General features: G+C 32.1%; 29 protein-coding genes and 1 tRNA gene. 9 read left to right on the forward strand and 21 right to left on the reverse strand.

Annotation, left to right across the window (positions count from 1 at the left end; translation table 11 throughout):
• Nucleotides 1–285: 285 nt before the first annotated feature.
• The gene (locus tag QGM60_RS15940) at nt 286–663 is read right to left on the reverse strand and encodes a DoxX family membrane protein (RefSeq protein WP_281141254.1); all 378 of its coding nucleotides are present in this window, start codon (nt 661–663) and stop codon (nt 286–288) included.
• 113 nt (nt 664–776) lie between these two features.
• Here QGM60_RS15940 and QGM60_RS15945 point away from each other — a divergent pair, with 113 nt between their 5' ends.
• A complete protein-coding gene (locus QGM60_RS15945) occupies nt 777–1,166 on the forward strand; it encodes a helix-turn-helix domain-containing protein (RefSeq protein ID WP_281141255.1) in 390 nt (129 codons plus the stop codon).
• 219 nt (nt 1,167–1,385) lie between these two features.
• On the opposite strand, the gene QGM60_RS15950 is transcribed toward QGM60_RS15945, so the two are convergent.
• The 5 genes from QGM60_RS15950 to QGM60_RS15970 all read right to left on the reverse strand — a co-directional run bounded on the left by QGM60_RS15950 (nt 1,386) and on the right by QGM60_RS15970 (nt 6,259).
• Complete coding sequence (locus QGM60_RS15950; protein ID WP_281141256.1) at nt 1,386–2,438, reverse strand: alpha/beta fold hydrolase; 1,053 nt, start codon at nt 2,436–2,438, stop codon at nt 1,386–1,388.
• 201 nt (nt 2,439–2,639) lie between these two features.
• Entirely contained in the window at nt 2,640–3,278 is a 639-nt protein-coding gene (locus QGM60_RS15955) for a hypothetical protein (protein WP_281141257.1), read from the reverse strand.
• Between the two features lie 168 nt (nt 3,279–3,446).
• Nucleotides 3,447–4,619, reverse strand: a complete 1,173-nt coding sequence (locus tag QGM60_RS15960; protein WP_281141258.1) for a hypothetical protein — start codon at nt 4,617–4,619, stop codon at nt 3,447–3,449.
• A gap of 200 nt (nt 4,620–4,819) precedes the next feature.
• On the reverse strand, nt 4,820–5,500 hold the full coding sequence (locus QGM60_RS15965) for a type 1 glutamine amidotransferase domain-containing protein (protein WP_281141259.1): 681 nt from the start codon (nt 5,498–5,500) through the stop codon (nt 4,820–4,822).
• Nucleotides 5,501–5,674: 174 nt separating this feature from the next.
• A complete protein-coding gene (locus tag QGM60_RS15970; RefSeq protein ID WP_281141260.1) occupies nt 5,675–6,259 on the reverse strand; it encodes a Crp/Fnr family transcriptional regulator in 585 nt (194 codons plus the stop codon).
• Nucleotides 6,260–6,595: 336 nt separating this feature from the next.
• Between QGM60_RS15970 and QGM60_RS15975 the strand changes: the two genes are divergently transcribed.
• Entirely contained in the window at nt 6,596–7,222 is a 627-nt protein-coding gene (locus QGM60_RS15975; RefSeq protein WP_281141261.1) for a hypothetical protein, read from the forward strand.
• Between the two features lie 75 nt (nt 7,223–7,297).
• Complete coding sequence (locus tag QGM60_RS15980) at nt 7,298–8,161, forward strand: helix-turn-helix domain-containing protein (RefSeq protein WP_281141262.1); 864 nt, start codon at nt 7,298–7,300, stop codon at nt 8,159–8,161.
• Between the two features lie 153 nt (nt 8,162–8,314).
• Here the strand turns inward: QGM60_RS15980 and QGM60_RS15985 are convergent, their stop codons facing one another.
• The 4 genes from QGM60_RS15985 to QGM60_RS16000 form a co-directional block, all read right to left on the reverse strand.
• Nucleotides 8,315–8,524, reverse strand: a complete 210-nt coding sequence (locus QGM60_RS15985) for a hypothetical protein (RefSeq protein WP_281141263.1) — start codon at nt 8,522–8,524, stop codon at nt 8,315–8,317.
• A 577-nt stretch (nt 8,525–9,101) separates the two neighbouring features.
• Complete coding sequence (locus tag QGM60_RS15990) at nt 9,102–10,406, reverse strand: hypothetical protein (protein WP_281141264.1); 1,305 nt, start codon at nt 10,404–10,406, stop codon at nt 9,102–9,104.
• Complete coding sequence (locus tag QGM60_RS15995; protein ID WP_281141265.1) at nt 10,375–11,208, reverse strand: DNA adenine methylase; 834 nt, start codon at nt 11,206–11,208, stop codon at nt 10,375–10,377. Before QGM60_RS15995 ends, QGM60_RS15990 begins: the two co-directional genes overlap by 32 nt.
• Nucleotides 11,209–11,415: 207 nt before the next feature.
• Nucleotides 11,416–12,549, reverse strand: coding sequence for a tyrosine-type recombinase/integrase (locus QGM60_RS16000; protein WP_281141266.1), 1,134 nt, complete (start codon nt 12,547–12,549; stop codon nt 11,416–11,418).
• 194 nt (nt 12,550–12,743) lie between these two features.
• On the opposite strand from QGM60_RS16000, the gene QGM60_RS16005 reads away from it, so the two are divergent.
• A complete protein-coding gene (locus tag QGM60_RS16005; protein WP_348634912.1) occupies nt 12,744–13,019 on the forward strand; it encodes a hypothetical protein in 276 nt (91 codons plus the stop codon).
• A 16-nt stretch (nt 13,020–13,035) separates the two neighbouring features.
• Here QGM60_RS16005 and QGM60_RS16010 read toward each other — a convergent pair whose 3' ends face one another.
• The 4 genes from QGM60_RS16010 to QGM60_RS16025 all read right to left on the reverse strand — a co-directional run bounded on the left by QGM60_RS16010 (nt 13,036) and on the right by QGM60_RS16025 (nt 15,660).
• Nucleotides 13,036–13,452 carry a hypothetical protein gene (locus QGM60_RS16010; protein WP_281141268.1) on the reverse strand — a complete coding sequence of 139 codons (417 nt, stop codon included), beginning with the start codon at nt 13,450–13,452 and terminating at the stop codon, nt 13,036–13,038.
• Between the two features lie 37 nt (nt 13,453–13,489).
• Nucleotides 13,490–14,215 carry a hypothetical protein gene (locus QGM60_RS16015; protein ID WP_281141269.1) on the reverse strand — a complete coding sequence of 242 codons (726 nt, stop codon included), beginning with the start codon at nt 14,213–14,215 and terminating at the stop codon, nt 13,490–13,492.
• Nucleotides 14,212–15,531: a site-specific integrase gene (locus QGM60_RS16020; protein ID WP_281141270.1), complete on the reverse strand. Its 1,320-nt coding sequence runs from the start codon at nt 15,529–15,531 to the stop codon at nt 14,212–14,214. Before QGM60_RS16020 ends, QGM60_RS16015 begins: the two co-directional genes overlap by 4 nt.
• 55 nt (nt 15,532–15,586) lie before the next feature.
• A tRNA-Met gene (locus tag QGM60_RS16025) sits at nt 15,587–15,660 on the reverse strand.
• Between the two features lie 130 nt (nt 15,661–15,790).
• Between QGM60_RS16025 and QGM60_RS16030 the strand changes: the two genes are divergently transcribed.
• Nucleotides 15,791–16,183: an START-like domain-containing protein gene (locus QGM60_RS16030; protein WP_281141271.1), complete on the forward strand. Its 393-nt coding sequence runs from the start codon at nt 15,791–15,793 to the stop codon at nt 16,181–16,183.
• Nucleotides 16,184–16,251: 68 nt separating this feature from the next.
• Nucleotides 16,252–17,109 (forward strand): aminotransferase class IV, encoded by an 858-nt coding sequence (locus tag QGM60_RS16035; RefSeq protein WP_281141272.1) that lies wholly within the window; start codon nt 16,252–16,254, stop codon nt 17,107–17,109.
• Here the strand turns inward: QGM60_RS16035 and QGM60_RS16040 are convergent.
• From QGM60_RS16040 to QGM60_RS16060, 5 genes are all read right to left on the reverse strand, one after another.
• Nucleotides 17,100–17,654 (reverse strand): YqgE/AlgH family protein, encoded by a 555-nt coding sequence (locus QGM60_RS16040; protein ID WP_281141273.1) that lies wholly within the window; start codon nt 17,652–17,654, stop codon nt 17,100–17,102. The genes QGM60_RS16035 and QGM60_RS16040 overlap by 10 nt on opposite strands.
• Nucleotides 17,655–17,782: 128 nt before the next feature.
• Nucleotides 17,783–18,055 (reverse strand): HU family DNA-binding protein, encoded by a 273-nt coding sequence (locus tag QGM60_RS16045; RefSeq protein ID WP_281141274.1) that lies wholly within the window; start codon nt 18,053–18,055, stop codon nt 17,783–17,785.
• A 197-nt stretch (nt 18,056–18,252) separates the two neighbouring features.
• Complete coding sequence (gene fmt / locus QGM60_RS16050; RefSeq protein ID WP_281141275.1) at nt 18,253–19,212, reverse strand: methionyl-tRNA formyltransferase; 960 nt, start codon at nt 19,210–19,212, stop codon at nt 18,253–18,255.
• Entirely contained in the window at nt 19,209–21,101 is a 1,893-nt protein-coding gene (locus QGM60_RS16055; RefSeq protein WP_281141276.1) for an ATP-dependent DNA helicase RecQ, read from the reverse strand. The genes fmt and QGM60_RS16055 overlap by 4 nt, the downstream gene beginning before the upstream one ends.
• Complete coding sequence (locus tag QGM60_RS16060) at nt 21,101–21,643, reverse strand: ATP-binding protein (RefSeq protein ID WP_281141277.1); 543 nt, start codon at nt 21,641–21,643, stop codon at nt 21,101–21,103. The genes QGM60_RS16055 and QGM60_RS16060 overlap by 1 nt, the downstream gene beginning before the upstream one ends.
• Nucleotides 21,644–21,735: 92 nt before the next feature.
• On the opposite strand from QGM60_RS16060, the gene QGM60_RS16065 reads away from it, so the two are divergent.
• From QGM60_RS16065 to murA, 3 genes are all read left to right on the forward strand, one after another.
• Nucleotides 21,736–22,029 (forward strand): DUF493 family protein, encoded by a 294-nt coding sequence (locus QGM60_RS16065; RefSeq protein WP_281141278.1) that lies wholly within the window; start codon nt 21,736–21,738, stop codon nt 22,027–22,029.
• A 90-nt stretch (nt 22,030–22,119) separates the two neighbouring features.
• Nucleotides 22,120–22,764 (forward strand): DUF4290 domain-containing protein, encoded by a 645-nt coding sequence (locus QGM60_RS16070; RefSeq protein ID WP_281141279.1) that lies wholly within the window; start codon nt 22,120–22,122, stop codon nt 22,762–22,764.
• A 6-nt stretch (nt 22,765–22,770) separates the two neighbouring features.
• Nucleotides 22,771–24,087, forward strand: a complete 1,317-nt coding sequence (murA, locus tag QGM60_RS16075; RefSeq protein ID WP_281141280.1) for a UDP-N-acetylglucosamine 1-carboxyvinyltransferase — start codon at nt 22,771–22,773, stop codon at nt 24,085–24,087.
• A 54-nt stretch (nt 24,088–24,141) separates the two neighbouring features.
• Here the strand turns inward: murA and QGM60_RS16080 are convergent, their stop codons facing one another.
• Entirely contained in the window at nt 24,142–25,446 is a 1,305-nt protein-coding gene (locus QGM60_RS16080) for a deoxyribodipyrimidine photo-lyase (protein ID WP_281141281.1), read from the reverse strand.
• A 1-nt stretch (nt 25,447) separates the two neighbouring features.
• Nucleotides 25,448–25,909, reverse strand: coding sequence for an SRPBCC family protein (locus QGM60_RS16085; RefSeq protein ID WP_281141282.1), 462 nt, complete (start codon nt 25,907–25,909; stop codon nt 25,448–25,450).

Below are 25,909 nucleotides of genomic sequence, written 5' to 3' on the forward strand. Positions count from 1 at the left end.
ATGATTTTGATTGTTGTTCCATATGTTGACTAATTTTAAATGATTTTTTAGTCAACCTATTTCAGGACGATGCCTTTGTTCAACTTACTGCCAACGGTCTCGTATATGAGCCGTAGCGGATTTAAATACACTAATTTTTCGGATTAGCACAGACCTTAAATATACAAAAAAGCCACAGACGAAGCACTAATTCCGCTATGGCTTATATACATTGTTGGCAGTAGTGTTTTTTCAACAATCTATGAAGTTGATAGTTTACTACTACCTATATTTAAATTTTCTTTGCTAATTTTCTATCATTGGTTTGTATTTATTCCAATTATCTACAATTGCCCATATATTAATCGTTAATAATACTAGTACTATTCCAATAGTTGACATATCAAGGACGAGATGATGCACAAAAATTCCTACCATAACTGGAAGAATTATGATTGCACCCAACGCTCTTGTTTTTGGAATTGCAATTAGAAAGCCACCAATTATTTCAACAATAGCCACAAGTGGAAAAATCCATTTTATTGTCATAAATGCTCCTATAATTTGCATCATTTCTTCAGACATTTCAGGCATAGGCATATAGTTGAAGAAATTATTTAACCCTGAATTAATCATCATTAATCCGAATAGGATACATAATACTGTAAGAATCTTGTTTTTCATTTTTCGATAGTTTTGGTTAATAGTACATCAAATTTAATTATTTTTGATTACCGTTTGTAATCAGTTACCTTTTAGTAACCAGTTACCTTAAGGTAATCATTAAATTAAATAAGATGAAAAAAAAAGAACACAAAGAGTGTATGTCCGCTTTGTTACCTGTAAGGGACACTTTAGATGTAATAGGTGGGAAATGGAAACTTTTAATCCTAATTTCAATTTGGGAAGGAAACAAACACTTTAGAGAAATAGAACGAAGTATTCCAAAGTTAAGTACCAAAGTTTTGTCAAAGGAATTGAAAGATATGGAAGAAAATCAGTTGATTATTAGAACTGTTTTAAATGGCTTTCCTGTCCGAACAAAATATACGCCAACAGAACATTCTAAAACGTTAAAAAAAGTTATTTTAGAATTGCAGAATTGGGGTATCAATCATAGAAAGAAAATCTTTGGCAATAAGTCCGAAAAAATAATTCAATTCGTGTGTAGTATGGATTCGGATTAACATTACTGCCAACGGTCGCGGCTATGCGTAGTGCGGGATTAAAAGGCACTTCACTTTCGGTCTAGCACTGACGGTAGCCAAAGCTACGCTTTGTGTTTTAACTTACTTTTCCATAAAACGTCAAAGCGTAGCTTTGGCGGAATAGAAGCACCGCCCTTTCGGTTGGCACTCTCGCCCGCATTACGTATAGCCGTTGTTAGCTGTTGTTTTTTCAAGTATTTATAAATCCAACGATAAAAGTTCGCCAAGTATTTCGTCCACTTGCTTTACATATTCAGGATTTAAACCGAATAAACCCAAATGTCCCCAATCGTCTTTTATCGGCTTCCATTCGCTGTTTGGTATCATTTCTTGCTCTGCTTTGCAATCTGCAAGGCGGAAAAACATATCTTCGTCAATAGGCATACAATACAATTTGCATTTTATTTTGCCCAAAGCAGCTCTTAGGTCTCCGTTGGTGTTTCGGCTTACATCTCCACGTTGCCACTTCCAGGCACAGCGTAGCAGTGTATTTGGGTCCATTGGCTGAAAATACGCCTGGGTAAAAGTTTCGCTGAACGTATTGGCATCAGGAAATTGCAGGTTTTTATACAATTCTTTACGCCACATTTCGGTGCTATAACCTATTACATTCCATATATCTCCGTGTCTTGATAAAGCAGATTTCATACTTTCAATAGAGTTGTATTCGCCATCTTTAAATGCAGGGTCAAAAGTTAGCGTATCCATCAAAGTTCGGGCTAAGAAAAAGTCGTGGTCGGTGTTTTTGGCATAACCGGCAATGGGTGCGGCACGTTTCATAAAATCGGGAAAACGCACAGCCCATTCATACGTTTGTTGTGCACCCATAGAACCGCCTACAACCAATTCCAATTTGTTGATTCCAAAATGTTCGGTGAGTAATTTATATTGAGCTTTTACATCGTCTTCAATTCGTACAAACGGGAATTTACTTCTGATGATGGATTCATCTGCGTTCCAAGGTGAAGTGGATAATCCGTTGCCAATTTGATTGACGATGACAACAAAATATTTGTCAGGGTCAATGGCACGACCTTTACCAACGTAAACGTCTTCCATTATTTTACTTGTTCCCGAAAACCAAGTCGTTATCAAAATGGCGTTCGATTTTTCTGCATTTAGCGTTCCCAATGTGCGAACCGCTAATTCGAGATTAGGAATTTTGCCACCTTCTGCAAGTTCAAAATCACCGATAGAAATCAACTCGTAATTACCGTGGATTTCTTGGTTGTAATAAGAATGTTGTTTCATTTTATCATTTTGTTTTAAGTTAATAATATGATGTACGGTCGTTGGTTGTCAAAATAACAGCTAACGTGTTGGTATAGCCGTCAGTTACGGACTAAATATACGATAATTTTCGGTTTAGTACAGATGTTAGCAATTCCGAGTGGATTCGGACGTAGTCGAATCCGCCGTAATTGCGGTTATACATTGTTGTGCACTGGCTTTTTATTGTTTTACTATATATTTTATAATCCACCACAAACTCCATCCATTTAGGTTTTTAATTAAATCGTGAAACTGTTTATGAGTTTCTACCGCACGAGTTGATTTCATTTCAATTTCATTAATTGCAGTATCTGCAAGGGATTTTAAATATCCACACTCCTCAAAATGTTTTATTTCATCTTCGGGTTTAATTTTCTTATCTTCCATATGTTCTCTCACTTTTTGATTATATTTTTCATAAAGTTCAAGAGGTAAATATTCTTTTAAAAAGTCAGTACTATAAGAAATGTCAATTATTCTAATGTATTCATTGGTTTTATAAGCAACTCTTCTTAATTCATCCTGTGTGAAGCTTTTAAAAATATCACTCGAAAACATTGGCATAGCATCTACAGCGTAGTTCGCGTTTTGATGTTTTAAAATTTCTTCTTCTGTTTCCGCTTTGATATAGCCTTTAATAAATTCCATATCTCGCAGATAAGTAGCAGATTTATCAAGTCCGATAAATTTACTGTAGTCTAAAATTACTTTTCTAATACGATTTAATTTAATCGCAGTAGTTAGTCGACTGTAAATTCCAGAAATTGAAACTCCAATGAGAGCTCCAATAAGTCCGCTAATTAAATTTTCATTATCCATTTAGTTTTTCAGCTTGTGCACAACGGTCTCGGCTATGAGTAGTTGCGTGGGTTAGCACTTAACTTAGCAAGTACACACCAAACTGAAAATCCGTGAGGATTTTCAGAAGTAGGCGAGAACAAGCAATTACTTATAGCCATTGTTGGCAATAGTTGTTTTCAATTCAATTTATTTCTCTAAAAATTCTTTTTCATTTTCAGTTAGTAGTATTTTAATATTTTCATTTTTCAGACTATTAGGTAAATTTTTGTAAAAAGGTTTATCAAAGTCAATATTCCCTTTTGATAATTTTTCACCTAATCTACTTTGAGTAACAAATAAACTTTGTTCAGAGGTAATTTTGTCAGTATTATTTTCAGTTTTAATTATTCCTTTAAGTTTTGAAATATAATAACTTATCGAATATTTACCATTTTTTAGTTTATTAAACGAAAGTTCAGTAATATGACTTTCAGTCTTCTTTTTGTAAGGGATATTATAAATTTTTGAAATATCGTCTTCAAAATCTGTATCATAAATCATATTGAATTTTAGTTGTTTTATAGCCTTATAATCTTTATCAAATACAATTAAACTATTTTTATGATTGTAAATTACTTCCCCATTTTGTCTCAAGGTTGCATTAAAGAAAACAGTATTGGTATTTTCATTCTTTTTTATTGATTTTATTTCATAGTCATCCGTTAAATTAATGAGTAATTCTAATAATAAATTTAAGTGCGTGAATTGAAAAAATAATTTATTTTCAATATACGCAGCCTTTGAGCTAGCTAAAGAATTATCTAATTCTATTATTTTGGAATAATCAACCGATTGTAGATTAATAATGTTTTGTTTATCTATTGCAATATTAGATTTGAAAAGTGAATTTTTACTAAACCATTCTAATTGTGCCTGAAATAATCTTGATAAAGAGTCATTAACACTAAAAGTTTCCTTGTAGGTACAATTATGTATTATTTTTTTTGTTGAATATTTCTTTAAATAGCTATTTTCTAAAATCTCCTTAAACTTCTGTTTTAAATCAAGATTATAAATTACAACTTCATCTAATTGATTTGTTTTTGGAATAAGAAATAAAGTATCTTTTTGCTTGAAAAACTCAAAAGAGAATTTCTTTTCAATATAATTTATATGTGACACAATTATTTCGTTTTCTAATAGAGGTATTTTGACTTTACCATCTGCATTAGAGATACTTCCGATTTCTAAACTTGGATAAAAAACTTGGACTAAATCAATTGGTTTTTTAGAGTTATTATCCAGAATAACTAATTCTTTCGACTGGGAAAAGCTAGTATAGGTAATGCAAATTAAAAAACAGTTAATTAGTATTTTCATAATATTAGTTTTTATAATTTTTTGATTAATTCTATTAACTTCGGGAAGTTTTCGTCAATTATTGCCAACGTATTTGTGTATGAGTATTAGCGAAATTTTTGCGATCACTTTTGGAAAGTAATTTACAAAATAAAAAAGAATAGCGACTTGAATTAAAAAACCAAGTCGCTATTACTTATACACGTTGTTGTGAGTAGTTTTTACTTTAACTTTTCTAGTAATAGTTCGGCAACTGGTTCTGAAGATGCAGGATTTTGTCCAGTTATTAATAAACCATCTTCGACCGCATAAGGACTCCAGTCTGCTTTTTTAGTGTAAATTCCACCATTACTCTTTAACATTTCTTCAACCAAAAATGGAACAACAGAAGTTAGTTGAACAGCTTCTTCTTCTCCGTTTGTAAATCCAGTTACTTTTTTTCCATTAACCAAAGATGTCCCATCCGTATTTTTTGTGTTTTTAAAAACTGCAGGAGCGTGACAAACAGCAGCAATAGGTTTATTGTTGTTATAAAAATCTTCTATTAAAGCAATTGAGTTTTCATCTTCAGCTAAATCCCATAAAGGACCGTGTCCACCAGGATAAAATACTGCGTCATAATCTGCTTGATTGACAGTTTCCAATTTTATTGTTTTAGATAAGATCTCTTGAGTTTCTTTATCATCATTAAATCTTATGGTTGCTGGAGTTTGGAAATCTGGTTCATTACTTTTTGGGTCAATTGGTGGTTGTCCACCTTTTGGAGATGCCAAAGTAATTTCAATTCCTTTATCTTTTAATAAGTAATAAGGTGCTGCAAATTCTTCAATCCAAAAACCAGTTTTCATTCCAGTATCTCCTAAATCTTCGTGATTAGTTAATACAAATAATACTTTTTTCATTGTTTTGCTTTTTTTGTGTTAATACTTAATTTTTTTTCATTAGAATTATTTTCTTTTGTGTTTTTACCACAAGAGGAAAATAAAGCTAAAGCGATTATAATTGTTGTTATTCTTTTGATTAGAGACAAAATTACTGTCAAATTAAGTACTGAAAATTGATGTATGGTAATAAAATCAATTATCAGATATTTCTTTTCTAATTCTACTTAAGCTTTCGGTAGTAATTCCAAGATAAGAAGCGATATGGTAATTTTTTACAGTCTGTTCAATTTTTGGGTAAGTGCTAATAAAAGAAACGTATCTTTCTTTAGCTGATTGGGCTAAACTTGCTAATATTCTTTTTTGAAAGCTAGCAAAAGCTCTTTCCATTTTTTTTCTGAAAAAAGTTTCTAATTGTGGAATCTCTACAAATAATTCTTCCATACTTTTTTTGGAAATTTCATATAAAGTAGCTTCCTGAATAGTTTCAATATACATAATCGCTTTGGATGCCGTGAAGAAAGCCGTATAATCGCTTATCCACCAATCATTAATGGCGAATTGCAAAGTATGTTCTTTACCAGATTTGTCAATAAAGTAAGTTCTTAAACATCCATTGTAAACATAATATTGATTGTTCACTTTATCATCTGCTTTTAATATTGTAGTCCCTTTTTTAAACTTGAGTTTTTTAAGTTTACTTTCAATAAGATTCATTTCTTTTTTTGAAAAAGAAATGCCTTTAAAAATTTCTAATATTATTGAATTTTCGATGTTCATTTAAATTACTCGCAACGGTATCGTTTATAGCCATTTGGCGGAGCAAGAGACGCGGATTTGTCAGCTTAGTATGGTTTGTTGGTAAAGTTAATTATTTTCTTACTAACGGAGCCGTCTACTCGATTATGAGCTTTTTTACATTCTTCATTGTCACTGGAAAATTGTCCATGCTTAAGTCTCTTATCTCCATTCCAAGGCTCCTTATTTAGTTCCACATTTGCAGTGTAACAAAAATAAGTCAAAATGAAATTTAAAAGTTTAATCAAATTAAGTAGCCTAGTTCTAATGCTAGGGATAACAATTCAAACATTTTCTCAATCTAAAAAAAGTAATATTATGGACAACACAAAAAATGAAAACATTGGATTATTAGTAATCATGAAAGCGAAAGAAGGTAAGGAGCAAGAAGTGAAAGAGTTTCTTCTAGGTGGTTTATCATTGGTAAATGCAGAACCAAAAACTGAATCTTGGTTTGCATTTCAAATAGATGAACAAACTTTCGGAATTTATGACACATTTGAAGATGAAGAAGGCAGACAGGCACACTTAAAAGGAGAAGTGGCAAAAGCCTTATTGGCCAATGCTGGAGATCTTTTAGAAGGTTTTGATGCTAGCAGAGACATTAAGGCTGTTGATGTTCAAGCAAGTAATCATAAAGTGGGTAATCAGAATAAGGGATTGTTGGTGATTATGAAAGCCAAAGAAGGAAAGACATCTGAAGTGGAGGATTTCTTACAAGCGGGCAAGTCATTGGTAAGTTCTGAGCCTGCAACTTTATCATGGTATGCTTTTAAAATCAATGAAGAAACCTATGCCATTTTCGATACGTTTGCAGATGACGCTGGCAGAGATGCTCATTTGACAGGGAAAGTAGCAGCAGCGTTGATGGAGAATGCGCCTGTAATTTTGGAAGGCTTTGATGCTTCAGCAATTCAAAAAATTAACATTCTAGCTTCAAAATAAATATTTGATTTAAGAAAGGAGTGCTTTTGGCACTCCTTTTTTTTAAATTTGAATGAGCTAAAAAATAAATTTAGTATGGCCCAAATAATTATAGACAAACAAAACGGGGAACTAGCGTTTAGATTAGAAGAGTTAAACGATCTAAGCCAGTTTGATCATTTACAAAGAAGAAATTATTATTCTATCGTTTTGTTATGTGGAATTAGCTATGAACTAAGCGTTGATTTTCAAAGTTTTGAATTGCAAGGAAATCAAATGATTTGTTTGGCTCCGTATCAACCTTTTATGATACGTTCTGAAGAAAAGTGCCAGGGTTATTTATTGAATTTTCATCCCGATTTTTTTTGTACATATAGACATCAAAACGAAATAGAGACCGAGGGATTCCTTTTTAATAATTTCCATGGTTTACCCTATTTTACTGTAAACGAGCAAAGCCTATTTCTTAATTTGATTGATCAAATTTCGAAAGAGATGGACAAAGACTCAATCGCTCAGCATGAAGTTCTTGTGGCATTTTTAAAAGTGTTTTTAATAGAAGCGGTCAGACATAAGAAACAATTTGATCAACAATTAACTCCCAGATCGTCAGATTCAAAAACAGAAATTTTACAAAATTTAGTCGATGCAATTGAGAGTAATTATTGCAAATTCCATTCTCCCCAAGAATACGCAGATGAACTATGTGTAAGTCCTAAAACTTTAGCCAGTATCGTTAAGAAATACCTCAATCAAACGACTTCATCCTTAATTTCAAATAGGATCATTATTGAGGCGAAACGAGAACTTTATCTAACTTCTAAAACAGTGAAACAAGTTGCTGCTTTTTTAGGTTATGACGATGAATTCTATTTCAGTCGTTTTTTTAAAAAGAAGGTAGGAGTATCACCTGATACTTATCGTAAGACCGTTGGTTTTGCTAAACTAGAGTCAAATTAATTACTCACAACGTGTTTGTGTATGGTTAGTTGCGTGGTTCAGCAACTAAGTTAGCAAACTTTTACGAACCCGTGAATATTCCGCAGGAATATTCGCAAGTAGGGACGAACATAGCAATTAATTATACACGGTGTTGGCATTTCGTTGTTTTTACTATTCGTTATTTTTATTTTCTTCCGTTTGTTTTTTAATGTTGTATATATTCATTATTGCCATAAATGTTCCAAAGATTATTGCATTTAATAAAAATCTCCAAACTCTAAAATCTTGTCCGTCAGAATAATCAAATCCAGCCATAATACTGGCATAAGCTATTCCTCCAATTAAGCCTCCAATTATTATTGTTTTAGTTTTTTTGTTCATTTTACTATTAAATTTGGTTGATGATTTATTCCGCAAACTTTATTAATTCCGATTGAGTGAATAATTCTGCAACTGGCTAAATTCCGTAATCAATTCGGATTTTGCTTTTCAGTTGAGTTTCCGATTCCGCAAACGAGCTAAAAGTCAAACGTTTTGTTTTAAATTATTCTTTTTTATATTTCTTATGTTCAATATTTTTCTTTTCCAAAATTCCATAAAATTTTTGTGGCGAGATTTTTAGGACTTTTGTTATTTCACTCACTTTTCTCTTTATACAACTTTAAATTTTTATTTACTTTTTTGTTAAAGCAGTGTTTTTCGAGTTTCGCAACAATTTGTAATTCAGTCAGATTTGAGTCATTCGCATATTATTCAATTTTTGATTTAATGTCTTTTAAATTACTCATAAATTTTATTTTTAACTGTTCTGCTCAATGAATGCCAACGGTCTTGTATATGAAAAGTAGCGGATTTTACACACGGACTTTTCGGTTTATAACAGACTTTTAATTAATTGATTATCTTTGTGTTAAGCACTAAAACCGCTATTTTTTATATACGTTGTTAGGGCACGTTTTTATTCCTCAATTTGGTCGATAATCCAATTTATCCAACTCGAAATTGTAGATGCTCTTCTGTGAAATGTAACATCAGAATTGATATTGTGTAAGTCAGATGTCTTCATTATTTCGACAATTTCGTTTCTACTTGGTTGTTCTGAATTTTCAAAATATGATTTGATTACTCGATTAAAAACTCTGTGAGATAGGATTAATTTAAAAAACTCTATTTGTCTGTCGGTAATGTTTAAACTAAAAATCCGTTTACCTAAATCAGTTAAAAAGTAATTTACTTCTCCGTTTTCTCTTGATTTGTCGATCAGTCCTAAATATCTACCTGCGTCTGTGTAATAATTCGTTTGTCTAACGTCAAAATCATAGTTTACAGTTATGTATTCACGTGTTAAAGATCCATTTTCGTTTAGCAATTCACAAAGGTTAATTACTCTGTCAAACGAGTCAGCTTGTGGAAAAGGAACTTCTAATTCCGCTGTTATTGGTATTTCGTTTGCAATTTTTTGAATTAATTCCAAATTTATTGCTCCATCACGAATTACATATCTTTTCTCACTTTTTAATTTAAGTGAATTATAGTGATTTGGATCTTCAAACACGTATTCTCGAAAGTGGAAAATACCGTTAGAATAAGTTAGAAAAATTGGTTTTATTTCTTTGGTTATTTTGTTATTCCACAATTTGTATGGATAATACATTTGCCTAATCAAAAAGTCTTTTGAAATTGAGTTTTTTGCCTCAATTAAACTTAATGAATTAACTCCTTCATAACCACCATCTATTTCTATTTGACTGTTATTTACAACAATGTTTAAATTAGATTTTAGTGTCTTGATATTAAAATCAAAACTTGATGAACTCATTCGACCACTAACCGTTGGTTTTATTTCTTCGTCTTGCACAAAATCTTCTATAATTCCCGTAACAAAAGCACAGTTTAAAGCTGTCGATTCGCTTGTAATATTGTCGTGTTTAATACTTTCTAAATAATTTGGGAAGTCAATTTTAATTAGTGTAGGATCATTGGTCTCAAAATCTTTGAAAGTCTCAAAGTCTGAAATTATATAGCCACCTCTTGAAATTGGTAATATTGAAAGTTTATTTTCTGCAAAAATTTCTGGTAATTGTGATCGGAAATCAAATTTTGTCATTAAACGAGCTTCTCTAAACTCATTAATTTGTGTAGAATTAATCTCGAAAGCACCATTTTTTAAAACATTTTCCGAGATTTTATATTTTGAAAATAGCTTATTCCAAGCAATGTCGTTTTTTGTATCACTCATAATTTCTAATAAGTACTTCGTCAACTTCTCCACGTTTTGAAGCATCTGAATTAATTGCTCTGTTCGCTTTTACAAAAGTTATGTTGTATTTAGAATAAAGGTCTAAAATTAGTTGAGTTGCAGAATTTGAAACTAAAAATTTAACTCCTTGTTTGTCGAGTTTATCACATAAATCTCTTAATCTGACTTGGTCAAACATATTAAAACCACCTTGTACGTAACCTGTAAAGTTTGAACTTTTTGAAACTGGGTCATAAGGTGGATCAAAATATACAAATGCTCCTTTTCTAATATTTTTTACTGCATTTTCAAAGTCTCCATTAATAATCGTAATGTCGTTTGCGTTAAAATATTTGCTAACTGCTCTGATTGTTACGTCATTAACAATATTGGGATTTTTATATTTTCCAAATGGCGAGTTAAATTCTCCGGAATTATTAACTCTATATAAACCATTGTAACAAGTTTTGTTTAAATAAATAACTCTTGAAGCTTTTTTTACGTCTGAAAGTTCGTCAAAATCTTCTTGACGATCTAATGCTCTGATATTGTAAAAATATTCAGATTCGTTAACGTGAGTTTTTAAATCTTCAATTAATTCTTCTGGTTGATTTTTGATAACATTGTAAGTATTTACAAGTTCAGAGTTGAAGTCATTTATAATTGCTTTTTTTGGCTGAATTTCAAATAATACTGCTCCTCCGCCAACAAAAGGCTCATAATAAGTCGAATATTTTTTTGGCAACAACTCATTAATAGCTGGCATTAATTGTCTTTTTCCGCCAACCCATTTTAGAAATGGTGCTATTAATTTATTTTTTTTCATTCGGTTGTTTTGTCAAGATCTACAAATTAACGAAATTGAACGGACTTTTTTTAAGAAGAACGGATTTTTTTCAAATGTGCCCTAACTTGTTTATATGAGTTATTAAAAGTTCCATAATGTTCCATTATGGAGGTATAACGATGATTTTTTGATTTTTTTTCATCGATATACAACTTTTAATATTTTGATTTCTAATATAATCACTTTTTACAAATTGTCGAAAGGGTTTTTAATTTTACTTAAATTAGTCGATGAAACATGAGTATAGATCATAGTAGTTTTTGGACTGTTATGCCCCAATAGTTCTTGGATGTACCTAATATCGGTTCCGCCTTCTAACAAATGAGTAGCAAAACTGTGCCTAAGCGTATGCAAAGTTGCATATTTTTTTATACCTGCAAGCCTTAGAGCCTTTTTCAAAACCTGTCTTGCGCTTACTTGAGTGTAGGTTTCACCATTACGTCCTTCGAAAAGAAAGTGTTTTGGAGTATAATGATTTAAATAAGCTTGAAGTAAGGGAACCAAGCTAGGAGCAAGTAGGGTGTAGCGGTCTTTTCTTCCTTTTGCCGACCTAATATGAATAAGTCCCCTCTCGGTATCTATGTCATCCGGTCTTATGTTAAGGGCTTCACCAATTCTAAGTCCAGCAGAGTAAACTAAGCTCAAAAGCGTTTTGTGCTTTAGGTTTTTGGTAGCATCCAATATAGATTTTACTTCAAGTTTGCTCAAAACAGTTGGTAACTTTTTATCCTTGTTCGGTCTTTTAATATCAATATTTTCAATGGTTAGTTTCTTAAAAGCTATAAACTGCTTTATACCGCTAATACATTGGTTCTGATAGGACACGGATTTTTTTGTGCTGAATATAAAATCATAGTTGAACTGTTCTACACTCCGAGAAGATATTGTGCTGATTTGTTTAAGTTCCATATAACGTATAAAAAGACCAGTAACTTCCACATAGGTATGTACGGTATTCTTGCTAAAACGTTTTTGTAAAAGCCATTTTCCAAAACTTTTGAGCTCCTTGAGGCTTTCATCTTTTAGCGGAGGTAGTTTATAGTTTTCTCTATAGTTTACTTCTCTCTTGGGTTTTGAGTTGTTTTCTTTAAAGGCAGAATAATCTACGAACCATTTCTTAGCTCTAAAATAGTTAAAGAGCTCATTAATTATGTTACTTCGGTAAATTACGTAATGTGTTTTATATATATTACTGTAGCGAACACCTTCCAAAGAATTAATATATTCTTTTACGCTTTCATTATTATGAAAATCAATGGCTACAAGTTTACGGTTATTATACCATAAAGGTTTTAATGTTATTTGGATTCTATCTTTCATATTTACTTTAATCAAAAATAGGGCTAGTAAAAATAAAAGCTGTATATTATACGAATAGCTTACGTATAATATACATTTAAGTTTAGATAATGAGCGGATTTCAGAGTAATTGCCTAAACTGTGGTAGGAAACTTAAAGGAAGGGTTGATAAAAAATACTGCGACCCTCAATGTAAGAGTGCATATCAGTATAAGATGAAAAGGGAAAATCCACAAGGTTTTTACCACAAAGTAGATAATCAATTACGGTTAAACAGAAAAATACTAAAAGAATATAATAAAGCAGGTAAGGCAATTGTAAGGCAATCAGTTTTGAAAACAGAGGGATTTAATCCCAAATTTTTTACTCATTACTGGAAGAATGCAAAAGGCGATGTCTATCTGTTTGTTTATGAGTATGGTTTTTTGAGTAAGAAAGAAAAAGATAGCAATAAGTATTTACTTATTAAATGGCAAAATTATATGAGGTAAGAATATGAATCTATATTTATAGATATATAACATTTCCTGTTTCAATATCGTAAAATGGTTTCCTTCTAAATTGATCAATTGGTAAGTTATTTACAAGAAAATAACGTTGCCCTTTTATAAGTGACGATAACTTTTGAATATCTTCTTTCGTTGCGTTCTTTTGATGTTTTGGGGTGAATAAATGTTGGGTTAAAGTTGCAGCTCCAAATCCAAGTGCAGCATTTGCTATTCCCGCAGTTGTAATTTTATTGTTTTCAGACGGTTTAACTATTTCAGGTATAACACTATTCTCTTTAGTGGTAGTCAATTTATTTCTCTTTTGTTTGACTTGCCAATTCCTGCTTCTACAGGAGTTACTGCAAAACTGTTGTACACCACGTCGCTTAGGAATATATTCTTTACCGCAGTAGTTGCAAAAGTTTGTAAATTTCATAAATAAGCGTAAATTAAACGTTTAATTTACGCTTAAATTAGTCTTTAATATTTATTCCAAAAAACTTTTTTAATAAAATTTTCTTAGCTTCTTGTTCGCTTATCAAAGGTTTTTTCTTTGGATTCTCGAATTCATACTTTACAACATCTTGCTGGTTTTTGTTGAATCCAGATGTTTTTTCATTTGCTTTATTCTCAATTTTATGATGCTTCTCCAATAAAGAAGACTTTGATTTAGGAATAAAAATTTCCCATATCCTACTTGTGTTGTAATTAGCCTTTGGAATAGTTTTGTTTATGTAGAAAGTTTGGACTAATGCGTTAAAATGCTTTTCAAATCGCCTAAATTGAATGAAGAAGATATTTTTTAATTTTACATCACATGAAATAAAATTATTTAGATTTTTATACATCCATTCGGCACAATAAAGCATGCTGTCTACATATTCAAAGTATTTATCTAGAATATATTTAAACTGGTCTTCAGAAATTTCACTTTTCTTTTCTAGCAATTGAAAAATGTTCTTTTCAATTCTTCCTTCTACCAATACAATTTCTTTAAGACTTCTGTCTTTATTATAGTAGATAGGCCCCTTATGATAATCTAATACTAAAACTTTATTATAAACGCTTGAATCTTTTAAAAGATCTATTTTTTCTACTATGTTTTGATTTATTCTATCTTTAGGTAAATAGAAGTATAGTTCAGTTACCAAATTAGGAATTAACCCTAAGTGAAAATCATATAAAGATTCTTCTTTCATTTGCTTTGTTTTAGCATTTCAGAATAATCCTTTGGTAATTCAGCGTCAATATCACGAAGATATTTTTCTACTGCTGCCATTGTAGTATGACCGGTAATCTGCATTAATCTACTTTTTGCCTCATTTGGAGATGATTCTTTAATAAGTTCTCTATAAAGTTTGGTAACAAAAGTGTGTCTAAAACTGTAAAGTCCGTAGTCCGTTCCAAGTTTAAAATGGTCTTTCACAACTTTCTTAAACCTTTTTGTAAAATGATCCCTTCTACTGTTTTCATTAGCGTCCCATTGCGCACCTATCTTATTGGGACTGAAAAGTAAAGAATTTGATTCTAAACTAGATAGGTCAGGTAGATCATCCAAAAGTATTTGTGGAAGTATTTTGGTCTTTAGCGTACTGTTTTTTGCCCTGAATACTATGGTCTTGTCCTTAATGTTTATATCCATTACCCTTATTCTACAGACTTCAATAGGTCTCATAAAAGCATAAGCGTAAAACTTAATAAATAATAACAAAATAGGATCATTTTCCTCTAGATAATTAAAAATCTCATTTTCTATCTCGCTCGAATAGGTTTTATGTCTTTGAGGTTTGGCATTCAATTTTTTGATTTTCTTGAGATAATTGTCCTTTAATATTTCATTATCGACCAATACTTGTACAACGCTACTTAAATCTGTTCTGTAATTATTCCTGTTACGAGGTGATGACTTTGCTAAGACGTAATTCAAATAGTTTTGAAAGACGGCTTTATTCAATTGGTCAACCGTTTTAATTTCAGCATGATTAATTTTTGACCAATTTAAAAACAAATATACCTTATTCTCATAATCCTTTAGTGTTCGGTCACTTACCGTATTTTCTTTGAGTTTTAAGCCTAGTTGAAAAGCCTCCTCAATCATCATTTTATTCTCAAGACTTTCCTGTTCAGAGAGCTTTTTCTTTTCTTGTTCTATTTCACTATTAGTGTTATTCTTTTTTTCAGATCGTTTACTTTTATTGTTTAGCTTGTTAAAAAGTTCTGTATTATCCTCAAAAGGATTGTAACCTAGTTTAAGTAACTTCAGTAATGTTTTTCTGTATACTGTAAGAACCTCTAGACGTTCCTCTTTGGTTTTGTATTTATTTGCCTCACCATAAAAAGGGGTAAGTCGCTTAAGTTTACCAGTATTAGGGTTTCTAAAGGAAAAATAGACATACCAACGTTTGTTCAGGTCTCCCTTAGCAGTGTAGATTTTAGGTGTTGTAAAAAGTTGTTTTTCAGACAAATCGTATGCACTATCGTATGCAAAAGTAATGATTTCTTTAATTGAAAGCATAAAAAAACGGTTTAGAGAAAACCTAAACCGTTTAAATTCTGACTTTTATGTTTCGTAGCGAGATCGAGATTTGAACTCGAGACCTCCGGGTTATGAATCCGACGCTCTAACCAACTGAGCTACCTCGCCATTTTTGCGGTTGCAAATATATAAACAAAATCTAGTACCACAAACAATACATTCTAAAAAAATTATTTTTCATATAAAGTTTTGAATTGAACCATAATTGCATATATTGAGCACATAATACAACGCATATATGGACGATAAAGAAAAATTTGAAATGGAGTTTGTGGTACATGCATCACCATCGCTTCTGTACCAGTATATATCAACACCTTCGGGTTTATCAGAGTGGTTTGCTGATAACGTAAATTCTCGTGGTGAAATGTTTACTTTTATTTGGGATGGTTCCGAGGAACAGGCCAAATTATTAAGTAAAAAAAGTGGTGAAAGAATAAAATTTAGATGGCTAAGTGATGATGAAGATGGTGCTTCTTACTATTTTGAAATGCGTATCCAAGTCGATGAGATAACAAAAGATGTTTCCTTGATGATTACGGATTATGCAGAAGATGATGAAGTAGAAGAAGCTAAAATGCTTTGGGAAAACCAAATTTCTGGTCTAAAACAAGTTTTAGGCTCAGCATAAGGTGTAACTAACTATTCTATTATATCTTTGTCTCGATTTCATATTTTATATAAATCGAGACTTTTTTTATGGTAAATTTTAACGGAACAATACTTCCAAAAACAGATTCAAAATTATCTACAAACAATAGAGGTTATAAGTATGGAGATGCTTTATTTGAAACCCTAAAAGTTGTAAATGGCAAAATATTTTTTTGGGAAGATCATTACTTTAGGTTAATGGCTTCTATGCGTATTCTTAGAATGGATATTCCTATGAATTTTACAATGGAATTTCTGGAAGCCGAAATATTAAAAACTGTTGAAGCCAATGACTTGCTCAATACAGCTGCAAGAGTCCGTTTTAATGTTGATAGAGGTGAAGGAGGTTTATATTTACCATCCACTGAAGCTGAAGTAAATTATAATATTACTGCGGAAGTACATTCAGAACCTTTCTATTCTATAGACGAAGACTCTAATTATATTGTAGATCTGTATAAAGATTATTTCATGGCTCCAGGATTACTTTCTGGTCTAAAATCTAACAATAAAGCTATTCAGGTTTTGGGAAGTATTTATGCCAATGAAAATGATTTTGATAATTGTTTAGTATTAAACACTAATAAAAGCGTTATTGAAGCCCTAAACGGAAACCTTTTTTTGGTAAAAGGCGATAAGATAAAAACACCACCTCTTGAAGATGGTTGTCTAAAAGGAGTAATGAGGAAACAGATTCTCGAAATCCTTTCAAAAAATGTTAATCTATATGTTGAAGAAGCTTCTATAAGTCCTTTTGAACTTCAAAAAGCAGATGAATTATTTGTAACCAATGTTATAAAAGGTATTGTACCAATAACTCAATATCGTAAAAAGAAATTTTCGACACAGTTTTCTAAAGGTTTGGTAGGTAAATTGAATGCTAAACTGCGTTTGGCTCAGTTATAACTTGGATTTTCTGGTGCATTAGACCAAATACTGTAGTCACCACCCAATTCTAACATTTTTTCGCGCCAAAATGTAGAACAGCTTTTGGCAATGATTTCGTTGTTGTGAATGTTTTCTGAAACAAGCCAAGCATTAGATTGAAGTTCGTTATCTAGTTGTTGCTCATCCCAACCCGAATATCCTAAAAAGAATTTAATGTCTTCTTTAGATATCATATTTTTATTGATAAGGTCTAGGACAACATTAAAGTCGCCTCCCCAAAATATACCATTAGAAATTTCTATACTATTTGGTATAAGCTCCGGTGATTTATGAATAAAATAAAGATTGTCTTGCTCTACAGGACCACCATTATAGATAGTGAATTCCGAATCGGTACCTTCAATAAGATCTTTAAGGTTATAGTTTAAAGGTTTGTTCAGGATAAAGCCTACTGATCCTAAAGCATTATGATCTGCCAAAAGAATAACGGCACGGTTGAATGATAAGTCACCGATTATGGATGGTTCAGCAATTAATAGGTTGCCTTTTTCGGGTTTATTCATCACTTTTTTGCTTTTAGGACAACTAAATCTAAATTTTTTTTATCAAAAATGCAAAATAATGGCTTTAAAAATTGGAATAAAAAAAGTCCGCTCAACGAGCGGACTTGATATTTTAAACAAAAAATGTCTTAGTTAACAGCATTGCTTAAGTCAGAACCTGCCTTAAACTTTACTACATTTTTAGCTTTAATCTTGATAGTTTTACCAGTTTGAGGGTTTCTTCCTTCTCTTGCAGCTCTTTTAGAAACTGACCAAGAACCAAAACCTACTAAAGAAACTCTGTTTCCTTTTTGTAGAGATCCTTCGATATCAATTAATAAAGAATCTAATGCTTTTTTTGCAGCTGCTTTTGTAATTCCAGCATTCTCTGCCATACCATTGATTAAATCTGTTTTGTTCATAAATATTAAATTTAAATTGTTAAAAAATCGGTTTTTAAATATTAGTTCTTAAAATCCGTCAGACAAAATTATTAGGAAAATTAAGCTACGCAAGTAATAGCAAGGGAAATACGGGATATTGTTGATAACTTAGGGCATTTGTTAATAAAGACCATGCATTTCGTCGGATTTTTTATAAAACCAATGATAACAGGGGTTTACAGCAGTTTTGCTGATTCGGAAAAATTATATCCATTTAAAAGTGATTTTACATCCATTTTTCGTTTTCCAGGAAGTTGCATTTCTTTAATATTTATATAACCTCCTGAGCAAGCTACCTTTAATTCATTTTTATCTGAGATGATAAAACCATTGTCAAGATTATGCTCGTCTTTAACTTTTTCTACACCATAAATTTTAACCGTTAAAGATGTTTCTTCCCCGTTATTAAGATAACACCAAGCCGTTGGAAAAGGATTTAAGCCTCTTATTTTATTATATATAGTATCTAAAGGTAAAGACCAATCTATTTTACAATTATCACGATTGAGCTTGTAAGCTGTTTTTAAATCGTCTTCTTGAGTCTGTATTGTAGTTCTAACTGAGTTTTCTTCAATTTGCTTTACGGTTTCTATAACGAGTTGGCTACCAACTTCCATAAGTTCATCATGAAGCTCACCAACAGTAGTGTCATCTTTAATTTCTGTTTCTTTACTGGCTATAATAGCACCAGTATCAATTTTTTCATCTATAAAGAATGTGGTAACTCCCGTTTTAGTTTCACCATTTATAATAGCCCAATGTATCGGAGCAGCACCTCTGTATTGTGGTAATAACGAAGCATGAAGGTTAAAAGTACCGTATTCTGGCATTTGCCAAACAACTTCTGGTAGCATTCTAAAAGCCACTACAATCTGTAGATTGGCATTTAAGGCTTTTAGTTCGTTAACAAAATCTTCTGCTTTTAAGTTTTTAGGCTGTAAAACATTTAAATCATGCTTTAGCGCAAACTCTTTTACAGCAGATGCTTTTAACTTTTGACCACGACCAGCTGGTCGGTCTGGTGCGGTGATGACACCAACAACATTATAATTGTTATCAATTAAGGTTTTTAAGGTTGCTACTGCAAAATCTGGTGTACCCATAAAAACAATTCGTAAGTTGCGTTTGTCCGTCATATAATAGAATAGGTGTTAGCGTTTGTGATTTTAATTTTTCTAATTTCAATGAGTTCAGAAAGGCTTTCTAGTAATTCTTTTTCTGAACATTCAAGTTTATAAAGTAATTGCCGCGAAGATAAAGCTTCATTCTGTAAAGCTTTTAGAATTTGATCTGAAACCTTAGTTTTTGAGGGCTTATATCCTTTAGTATTTTTTCTGCAAACGGAACAAATACCACATTCTTCATTAGAACTTTCACCAAAATAGGCCAAGAGCTGTTGATTTCTACATTTGGTATCATTATTAACATAGCTTAAAACCGAAGCAATTTGCTGATGTTTTAGTGTATGCTGTTGTTTAATGGTTTTGGCAATTGGGTTAATAGTGATGTCGTCTTCACGAGGTTTTAAAAAAGTGATTTCAGAATCGGTATTGGCAATCTGAAGTTTTATAATCTCATCCTTTTCTAATTGTTTTAGCTGAGCAATAACATCTTTTTCTGAAAGCTCCGTTTTCTGAACAATAAGATTCAGGTTCACTTTGGTTTCATAATCAAAAATACCTCCGTACGTTCTTAGCAATACTTTTACAATAGTATTGAGCTGTAAATGCCTTTCTAAATATTGAAATAAAGCCGCATTTGTTATTACAAATTGAATTTTAGTTCTAAAGTTAAAATGCTGATTGAGTGAAATAACAGCATTTCTATCTAATAACAATAAGGCATTGTAAGTAATACCTGGATGTAATTTGTAAGTAGAACAAAAGGTTTTAAAATCGAACTGATGTAGACTATTTTCGCCTTCACCATAAGGGATTTGAAAGTAGTTACAAAGTTTATTAAAAACGGTCTTAACAAACTCAACGGAAGCCAATGTACTCAGAAACTGATTTCGTAAATGATCTTCATCTATCGCTTGTTTTAAAATAATGGCTTTTGCTGGTTTTCCGTCTCTTCCAGCTCTTCCGGCTTCTTGGTAATAATTTTCGAGACTTTCGGGTAAATTAAAATGAATAACATTGCGTACGTTAGCTTTGTCAATACCCATTCCAAAAGCCGTAGTTGCTACCATGATTTGCTTTTGCTCATTGGTCCATTGGTAAAGTCGCTCTTGCTTTTCTTTATTAGTTATGCCACCATGATAAAATGTGGAAGCAAAACCTTTAGCATTTAAATAATTACTGATTTCAATGGTACTTCGTCTATTTCTTACATAGACAATTGAAGCTCCTTGATTGGTTTTTAAAATATGTTGAAGCTGAAAAAGCTTATCGTCAGTTTTAATAACACCATAAGCAATGTTCGGTCTAGAAAATGATGCCTTATAAATCTTCGGATTAATAAAGTCTAAATTATCAATGATATCCTCAACGACGTCTCGTTTTGCTGTAGCGGTTAGTGCAATACAATTCACATGCGGATGTATTTGCCTCAACATACTAATATTTTTGTAAGCTGGTCTAAAATCATTTCCCCATTGGCTAATACAATGAGCTTCATCTACAGCGATTAAATTCACACGCATTTGCTGAATACGTTCTTGTACAATAGGTTGTTGTAGACGTTCTGGTGAGAGGTATAGAAATTTATAGTTACCGTAAATACAATTGTCTAACTTGGTATCTAATTCAGCATAAGATAATCCTGAAGTTAATGCAATAGCTTTTATACCTTTTTGCTTTAAAGTATTTACCTGGTCTTTCATTAAAGCAATTAAAGGTGAGACTACAATACAAATCCCATCTTGAATTAAAGCCGGAATTTGAAAACAAATTGATTTTCCACCACCAGTTGGTAGCAAGGCAAAAGTGTCTTCGTGCTCTAAAACCGAAGTTATAATCTCTTCTTGATATGGCCTAAAGGAACTATGATTCCAATAGCGTTCTAAAACTTCTATAGGATGCATTACTGCAAATTTAATGAGTCTAGAATAAATTTACTTCTATTCTCAACACTATCAAAAGGAACATCGATTAAATGATACCCAAATCGCTTGTAGGCTTCAAGCAAATGATGGTGTATTTCTATGGCTTCTTCAAAGTTTTCATAGCGTTCGCTATCACTTGTAAATATGTCTTGCCAAGGTGCCAAAATATAAATAGCATCGTATTTATAGGTTTCACAAGCATTTACAAAATGATCAGGATAGGTGTCACCTATATAATCCATATAAGCCAAAACGTCAGGTAAACCTCTGTCTATAAAAACAACTTCCGAAGATTCTTTTTCGGCATCATTAAACTGCTTAATTCTGCCCTCTAATAATTTTTCACTAAAGCGTAGCGGCTCGGTTAAAAAAAGCTGATCTATGCCTTCAGCTCTAGCTTGTAGCGTTACTTGTCTAGAAATTTCTTCATAACATAAATAACCATCAGCTATTAAATGATTGATAATGGACGTTTTTCCTGTGCCTGGACCACCAGCGATAACAATTTTTTTAGGATTCAATATTGGCAATGTTTTTGAAGTATAATTCGTGACAAAAATAAAAAGATAAAAGTGTAAAGTTAAATGTATCTTTGCAACTGAAAAATTTTGATATGGATAGTTCTAAAAAAACAGAAGAATTTTACGATAAACTTAAGTCACAACTCTACGATACAGCACTCTGGCCTTCAGAGTATTTGTATAAATTTATTGTGGTTTCTAAGGGGAGTGGAATTAAAGATATAGAAGACCTTTTTGATAATTTGGGTGCGGTAATTAATACCAACGAATCTAAAAATGGTAAATATACCAGTGTATCCATCAATGTTAGAATGAAAAATCCTGAAGCTGTAATTGCCAAATACAAGGAGGTTGCAGAAAATGTGGAAGGAGTAATTTCTCTTTAAATTTCTTTTAAGCATCATAATTTTTTGTACTTTGCAACAAAACCTAGAGACTTCAGGTTTTAATAATTATTTACTACACATTTTATAATTTTGATCGACAATTTAGAATACAATACAGAGCGCGAACATCTTATTATTCCCGAGTATGGACGTCATCTGCAAAAGATGATTAATTATGCGAGGTCGCGTGAGACTAAAGAAGAACGTAACAAAGTAGCAAAAGCTATAATTTCGGTGATGGGAAATCTACAACCACATTTAAGAGATGTGCCAGATTTTCAACATAAATTATGGGATCAGCTTTTTATAATGGCAGATTTTGATATTGATGTAGACTCACCATACGGCAAACCTTCAAAAGAAGATATTCAAGCAAGGCCAGAGCCTTTAAAATATCCTCAAAACCATCCGAAATACCGTTTTTATGGTAATAATATCAAAACGATGATTGATGTTGCTGTAAGTTGGGAGGATGGTGATTTAAAGGAAGCTTTGACCTTTACTATTGCCAATCATATGAAAAAGTGTTTCCTTAATTGGAACAAAGATACAGTGGAAGATGATGTGATTTTCGATCATCTTTATGAGCTTTCTGGAGGAAAAATAAACCTAAAGAATGTTGATGAAGATTTAAGTGATGCTAATAGTTTAATGCGTTCAAAATCAAAGTATAGTAAGAATAATTCCAATAAAAAAGGAAAGAAAAAATATTCTAACAACCGTAAACGTTACTAATAGCGAATGAGTACATTTAAAATAGAAGGCGGACACCAACTTAAAGGATCTATTAAACCTCAAGGCGCTAAAAATGAAGCTTTACAAATACTTTGTGCAGTTTTATTAACTCCAGAAACGGTTACGATAAATAATATTCCAGATATTATTGATGTTAATAAACTCATTGCTTTATTAGGAAAGCTTGGAGTAAAAATCGAAAAGTTAGGTAAAGGATCTTACACTTTTAAAGCAGACGAAGTCAACCTAAAATATTTGGAATCGGCAGAATTTAAGGAAGATGGAAAGGGGTTACGCGGTTCTATAATGATTGTTGGGCCTTTATTAGGGCGTTTTGGTAAAGGGTATATCCCAAAACCAGGTGGTGATAAAATTGGTCGTCGTCGTTTAGATACGCACTTTGAAGGTTTTATAAATCTTGGCGCAAAATTCAGATACAATAGAGAAGACTATTTTTACGGAGTAGAAGCAGACGAGCTTAAAGGTACATACATGCTTTTAGACGAAGCTTCTGTGACAGGTACAGCAAACATTGTTATGGCTGCCGTTTTAGCTAAAGGTAAAACAACAATTTACAATGCGGCTTGTGAACCTTATTTACAGCAGTTGTGTAAAATGCTAAATAGAATGGGTGCCAAAATCTCAGGTATTGGTTCTAATATGCTCATTATAGATGGTGTTGAAAGTTTAGGTGGTACCGAACACAAAATGCTACCAGATATGATTGAAATTGGTAGTTGGATTGGCTTAGCTGCTATGACCAAAAGTGAATTGACGATTGAAGATGTAAGCTGGGACGATTTAGGACAAATTCCATCAGTATTTAGAAAATTAGGAATTACGGTAGAGCAACAAGGAGATGATATTCATATTCCTGCACATACAGATGGGTACCAAATTCAGAATTATATTGATGGCTCTATTCTAACAATAGCAGATGCACCTTGGCCAGGATTTACGCCAGATTTGCTAAGTATTGTTTTAGTAATAGCAACGCAAGCCAGAGGTGAAGTTCTGATTCACCAAAAGATGTTTGAAAGTCGCTTATTCTTTGTAGATAAGTTAATTGATATGGGAGCAAAAATTATACTTTGTGATCCGCATAGAGCAACTGTAATCGGACATGACTTTAAATCTACACTAAAAGCTACAACAATGACCTCACCAGATATTAGAGCTGGTATATCATTATTAATTGCAGCTTTATCTGCAAAAGGAACGTCTACAATTCATAATATTGAACAAATTGATAGAGGTTACGAAAATATTGATGAACGTTTAAGAGCTATTGGAGCTAAAATTGAGCGTGTAGAAGGAAATTAGAATTGAAAAATATTTTATAAACGAAAAGCTTCAAGAATCAACTTGAAGCTTTTTTTAATTTAAGGCTGTTTTGTAAGTTTCTAAACAACGTTCTCTAGCCTTTTTATGGTCTACCATAGGTTTAGGATATGTGAGTTCTTGATATTCTGGAACCCACTTTTTTATGTAGTGATGTTCTTTGTCAAATTTCTGAATTTGAGTTGTTGGATTAAAAATTCTGAAATAAGGCGCAGCATCTACACCAGAACCAGCAACCCATTGCCAATTACCAACATTGCTTGCCATTTCGTAATCGTGTAATTTTTCTGCAAAATACGCTTCTCCCCAACGCCAATCTATAAGTAAGTGTTTGCACAAAAAGCTACCAACTAACATGCGTACTCTGTTGTGCATAAAACCTGTTTCGTTTAATTCACGCATTCCTGCATCAACTAAAGGATAACCAGTTTTTCCTTCACACCACGTTTTGAATTCTTCCTCGTTATTCCTCCATTCAATTCTGTCATATTTAGCTTTAAAAGCCTTATCTACCGTATGTGGAAAATGCCATAGGATTTGCATAAAGAACTCACGCCAAATAAGTTCTTGCCAAAAGACTTCATTTTTTTCAGCTATAGCTTTTTTTACCATTTTTCGAACACTTACTGTTCCAAAACGAAGGTGAGGTCCTAAACGAGAGGTGCTGTCTTTAGCTGGGAAATTTCGAGTGTCTTCGTAGTCTTGAATCAGCGTTGGTGTAACATCATAATTCGCAATCTCTTGTTTTGACTTTGTAAAATCGATATCAGATAAACTCAGATTAGGTAAGCGTGTATGCTCTATTAAATTGTTTAGATATTCATTGGTATAAAAAATTTCTAAATCAATGGTTTTGAATTTCTCCTTCCAAGTTTTCATATAAGGAGTGTAAACGACATAAGGATCACCATCATTCTTCACTACTTCGTCCTTTTCAAAAATCACTTGATCTTTGAACGTTTTAAATTCAATGTTTTGTGTTTTTAAAAAGGATTGAATTTCTTCGTCACGTTCCTTGGCATAAGGTTCATAATCATGATTGGTGTAAACAGTATCAATCTTAAAGTCTTCTTTAAGTTGTTTGTAGATTTCAATCGGTTTACCATGATATATGGCAATGCTGCTGCTATGTTCATCCTGCAAAGTTTGTCGCATGTTTTGCAAGGTTTCGTGTATAAAAGTAACACGAGCATCGTCTTCAGGTAATTTGTCTAATATTTCAGAATCGAAAATAAAAATTGGTAAAACAGGATGTTCACCTTTTAAGGCTTCATAAAACCCTACATTATCATCTAGTCTAAGGTCTCTACGAAACCAAAATATGTTTACTGTCTTGCTCATATTAATATTTTCCGAAAAGCGCTTCAAGCTTTGTTGTTCTGTAATTAAAAATTTCTTCAAGTTTTGGCTTTACCAAAATAGGATGTACCATTTGACCCAAAATACCCATAGGAACTTTATAATCTATAATATCTTCCATCTCTATACCTCCTTCAATAGGTTTTATGAAATGCTTATGATGCCAAAGGGAATAAGGTCCAAAACGTTGTTCATCTACAAAATATTCTTTATCCTTAACGTGTGTGATTTCTGTAACCCATTTTGTTTTAATTCCTAAAACAGGTGTGACAATATATTGAATAATTTGTCCGGGAAACATTGGTCTATCGGAACCAGAGAGTATATGAAAACCCATATAATCTGGAGTAATGGTTTTTAAATTTTTTGGGTCGGATAAAAAATCCCATGCTTCATCTACAGAAATTGGTAAATTCTGCTTTTTATGTAAGGTATAAATTTTCAT

Origin of the sequence: Winogradskyella sp. SYSU M77433 (assembly GCF_029911945.1) — a bacterium.
GTDB lineage: Bacteria > Bacteroidota > Bacteroidia > Flavobacteriales > Flavobacteriaceae > Winogradskyella.

Excerpts from the sequence above, each read along its gene's own strand:
- QGM60_RS15940 (WP_281141254.1), bottom strand. The coding sequence starts at position 663 with ATGAAAAACAAGATTCTTACAGTATTATGTATCCTATTCGGATTAATG.
- QGM60_RS15945 (WP_281141255.1), top strand. The coding sequence starts at position 777 with ATGAAAAAAAAAGAACACAAAGAGTGTATGTCCGCTTTGTTACCTGTA.
- QGM60_RS15950 (WP_281141256.1), bottom strand. The coding sequence starts at position 2,438 with ATGAAACAACATTCTTATTACAACCAAGAAATCCACGGTAATTACGAG.
- QGM60_RS15955 (WP_281141257.1), bottom strand. The coding sequence starts at position 3,278 with ATGGATAATGAAAATTTAATTAGCGGACTTATTGGAGCTCTCATTGGA.
- QGM60_RS15960 (WP_281141258.1), bottom strand. The coding sequence starts at position 4,619 with ATGAAAATACTAATTAACTGTTTTTTAATTTGCATTACCTATACTAGC.
- QGM60_RS15965 (WP_281141259.1), bottom strand. The coding sequence starts at position 5,500 with ATGAAAAAAGTATTATTTGTATTAACTAATCACGAAGATTTAGGAGAT.
- QGM60_RS15970 (WP_281141260.1), bottom strand. The coding sequence starts at position 6,259 with ATGAACATCGAAAATTCAATAATATTAGAAATTTTTAAAGGCATTTCT.
- QGM60_RS15975 (WP_281141261.1), top strand. The coding sequence starts at position 6,596 with ATGGACAACACAAAAAATGAAAACATTGGATTATTAGTAATCATGAAA.
- QGM60_RS15980 (WP_281141262.1), top strand. The coding sequence starts at position 7,298 with ATGGCCCAAATAATTATAGACAAACAAAACGGGGAACTAGCGTTTAGA.
- QGM60_RS15985 (WP_281141263.1), bottom strand. The coding sequence starts at position 8,524 with ATGAACAAAAAAACTAAAACAATAATAATTGGAGGCTTAATTGGAGGA.
- QGM60_RS15995 (WP_281141265.1), bottom strand. The coding sequence starts at position 11,208 with ATGAAAAAAAATAAATTAATAGCACCATTTCTAAAATGGGTTGGCGGA.
- QGM60_RS16000 (WP_281141266.1), bottom strand. The coding sequence starts at position 12,549 with ATGAAAGATAGAATCCAAATAACATTAAAACCTTTATGGTATAATAAC.
- QGM60_RS16005 (WP_348634912.1), top strand. The coding sequence starts at position 12,744 with ATGAAAAGGGAAAATCCACAAGGTTTTTACCACAAAGTAGATAATCAA.
- QGM60_RS16010 (WP_281141268.1), bottom strand. The coding sequence starts at position 13,452 with ATGAAATTTACAAACTTTTGCAACTACTGCGGTAAAGAATATATTCCT.
- QGM60_RS16015 (WP_281141269.1), bottom strand. The coding sequence starts at position 14,215 with ATGAAAGAAGAATCTTTATATGATTTTCACTTAGGGTTAATTCCTAAT.
- QGM60_RS16020 (WP_281141270.1), bottom strand. The coding sequence starts at position 15,531 with ATGCTTTCAATTAAAGAAATCATTACTTTTGCATACGATAGTGCATAC.
- QGM60_RS16030 (WP_281141271.1), top strand. The coding sequence starts at position 15,791 with ATGGACGATAAAGAAAAATTTGAAATGGAGTTTGTGGTACATGCATCA.
- QGM60_RS16035 (WP_281141272.1), top strand. The coding sequence starts at position 16,252 with ATGGTAAATTTTAACGGAACAATACTTCCAAAAACAGATTCAAAATTA.
- QGM60_RS16040 (WP_281141273.1), bottom strand. The coding sequence starts at position 17,654 with ATGAATAAACCCGAAAAAGGCAACCTATTAATTGCTGAACCATCCATA.
- QGM60_RS16045 (WP_281141274.1), bottom strand. The coding sequence starts at position 18,055 with ATGAACAAAACAGATTTAATCAATGGTATGGCAGAGAATGCTGGAATT.
- fmt (WP_281141275.1), bottom strand. The coding sequence starts at position 19,212 with ATGACGGACAAACGCAACTTACGAATTGTTTTTATGGGTACACCAGAT.
- QGM60_RS16055 (WP_281141276.1), bottom strand. The coding sequence starts at position 21,101 with ATGCATCCTATAGAAGTTTTAGAACGCTATTGGAATCATAGTTCCTTT.
- QGM60_RS16065 (WP_281141278.1), top strand. The coding sequence starts at position 21,736 with ATGGATAGTTCTAAAAAAACAGAAGAATTTTACGATAAACTTAAGTCA.
- murA (WP_281141280.1), top strand. The coding sequence starts at position 22,771 with ATGAGTACATTTAAAATAGAAGGCGGACACCAACTTAAAGGATCTATT.
- QGM60_RS16080 (WP_281141281.1), bottom strand. The coding sequence starts at position 25,446 with ATGAGCAAGACAGTAAACATATTTTGGTTTCGTAGAGACCTTAGACTA.
- QGM60_RS16085 (WP_281141282.1), bottom strand. The coding sequence starts at position 25,909 with ATGAAAATTTATACCTTACATAAAAAGCAGAATTTACCAATTTCTGTA.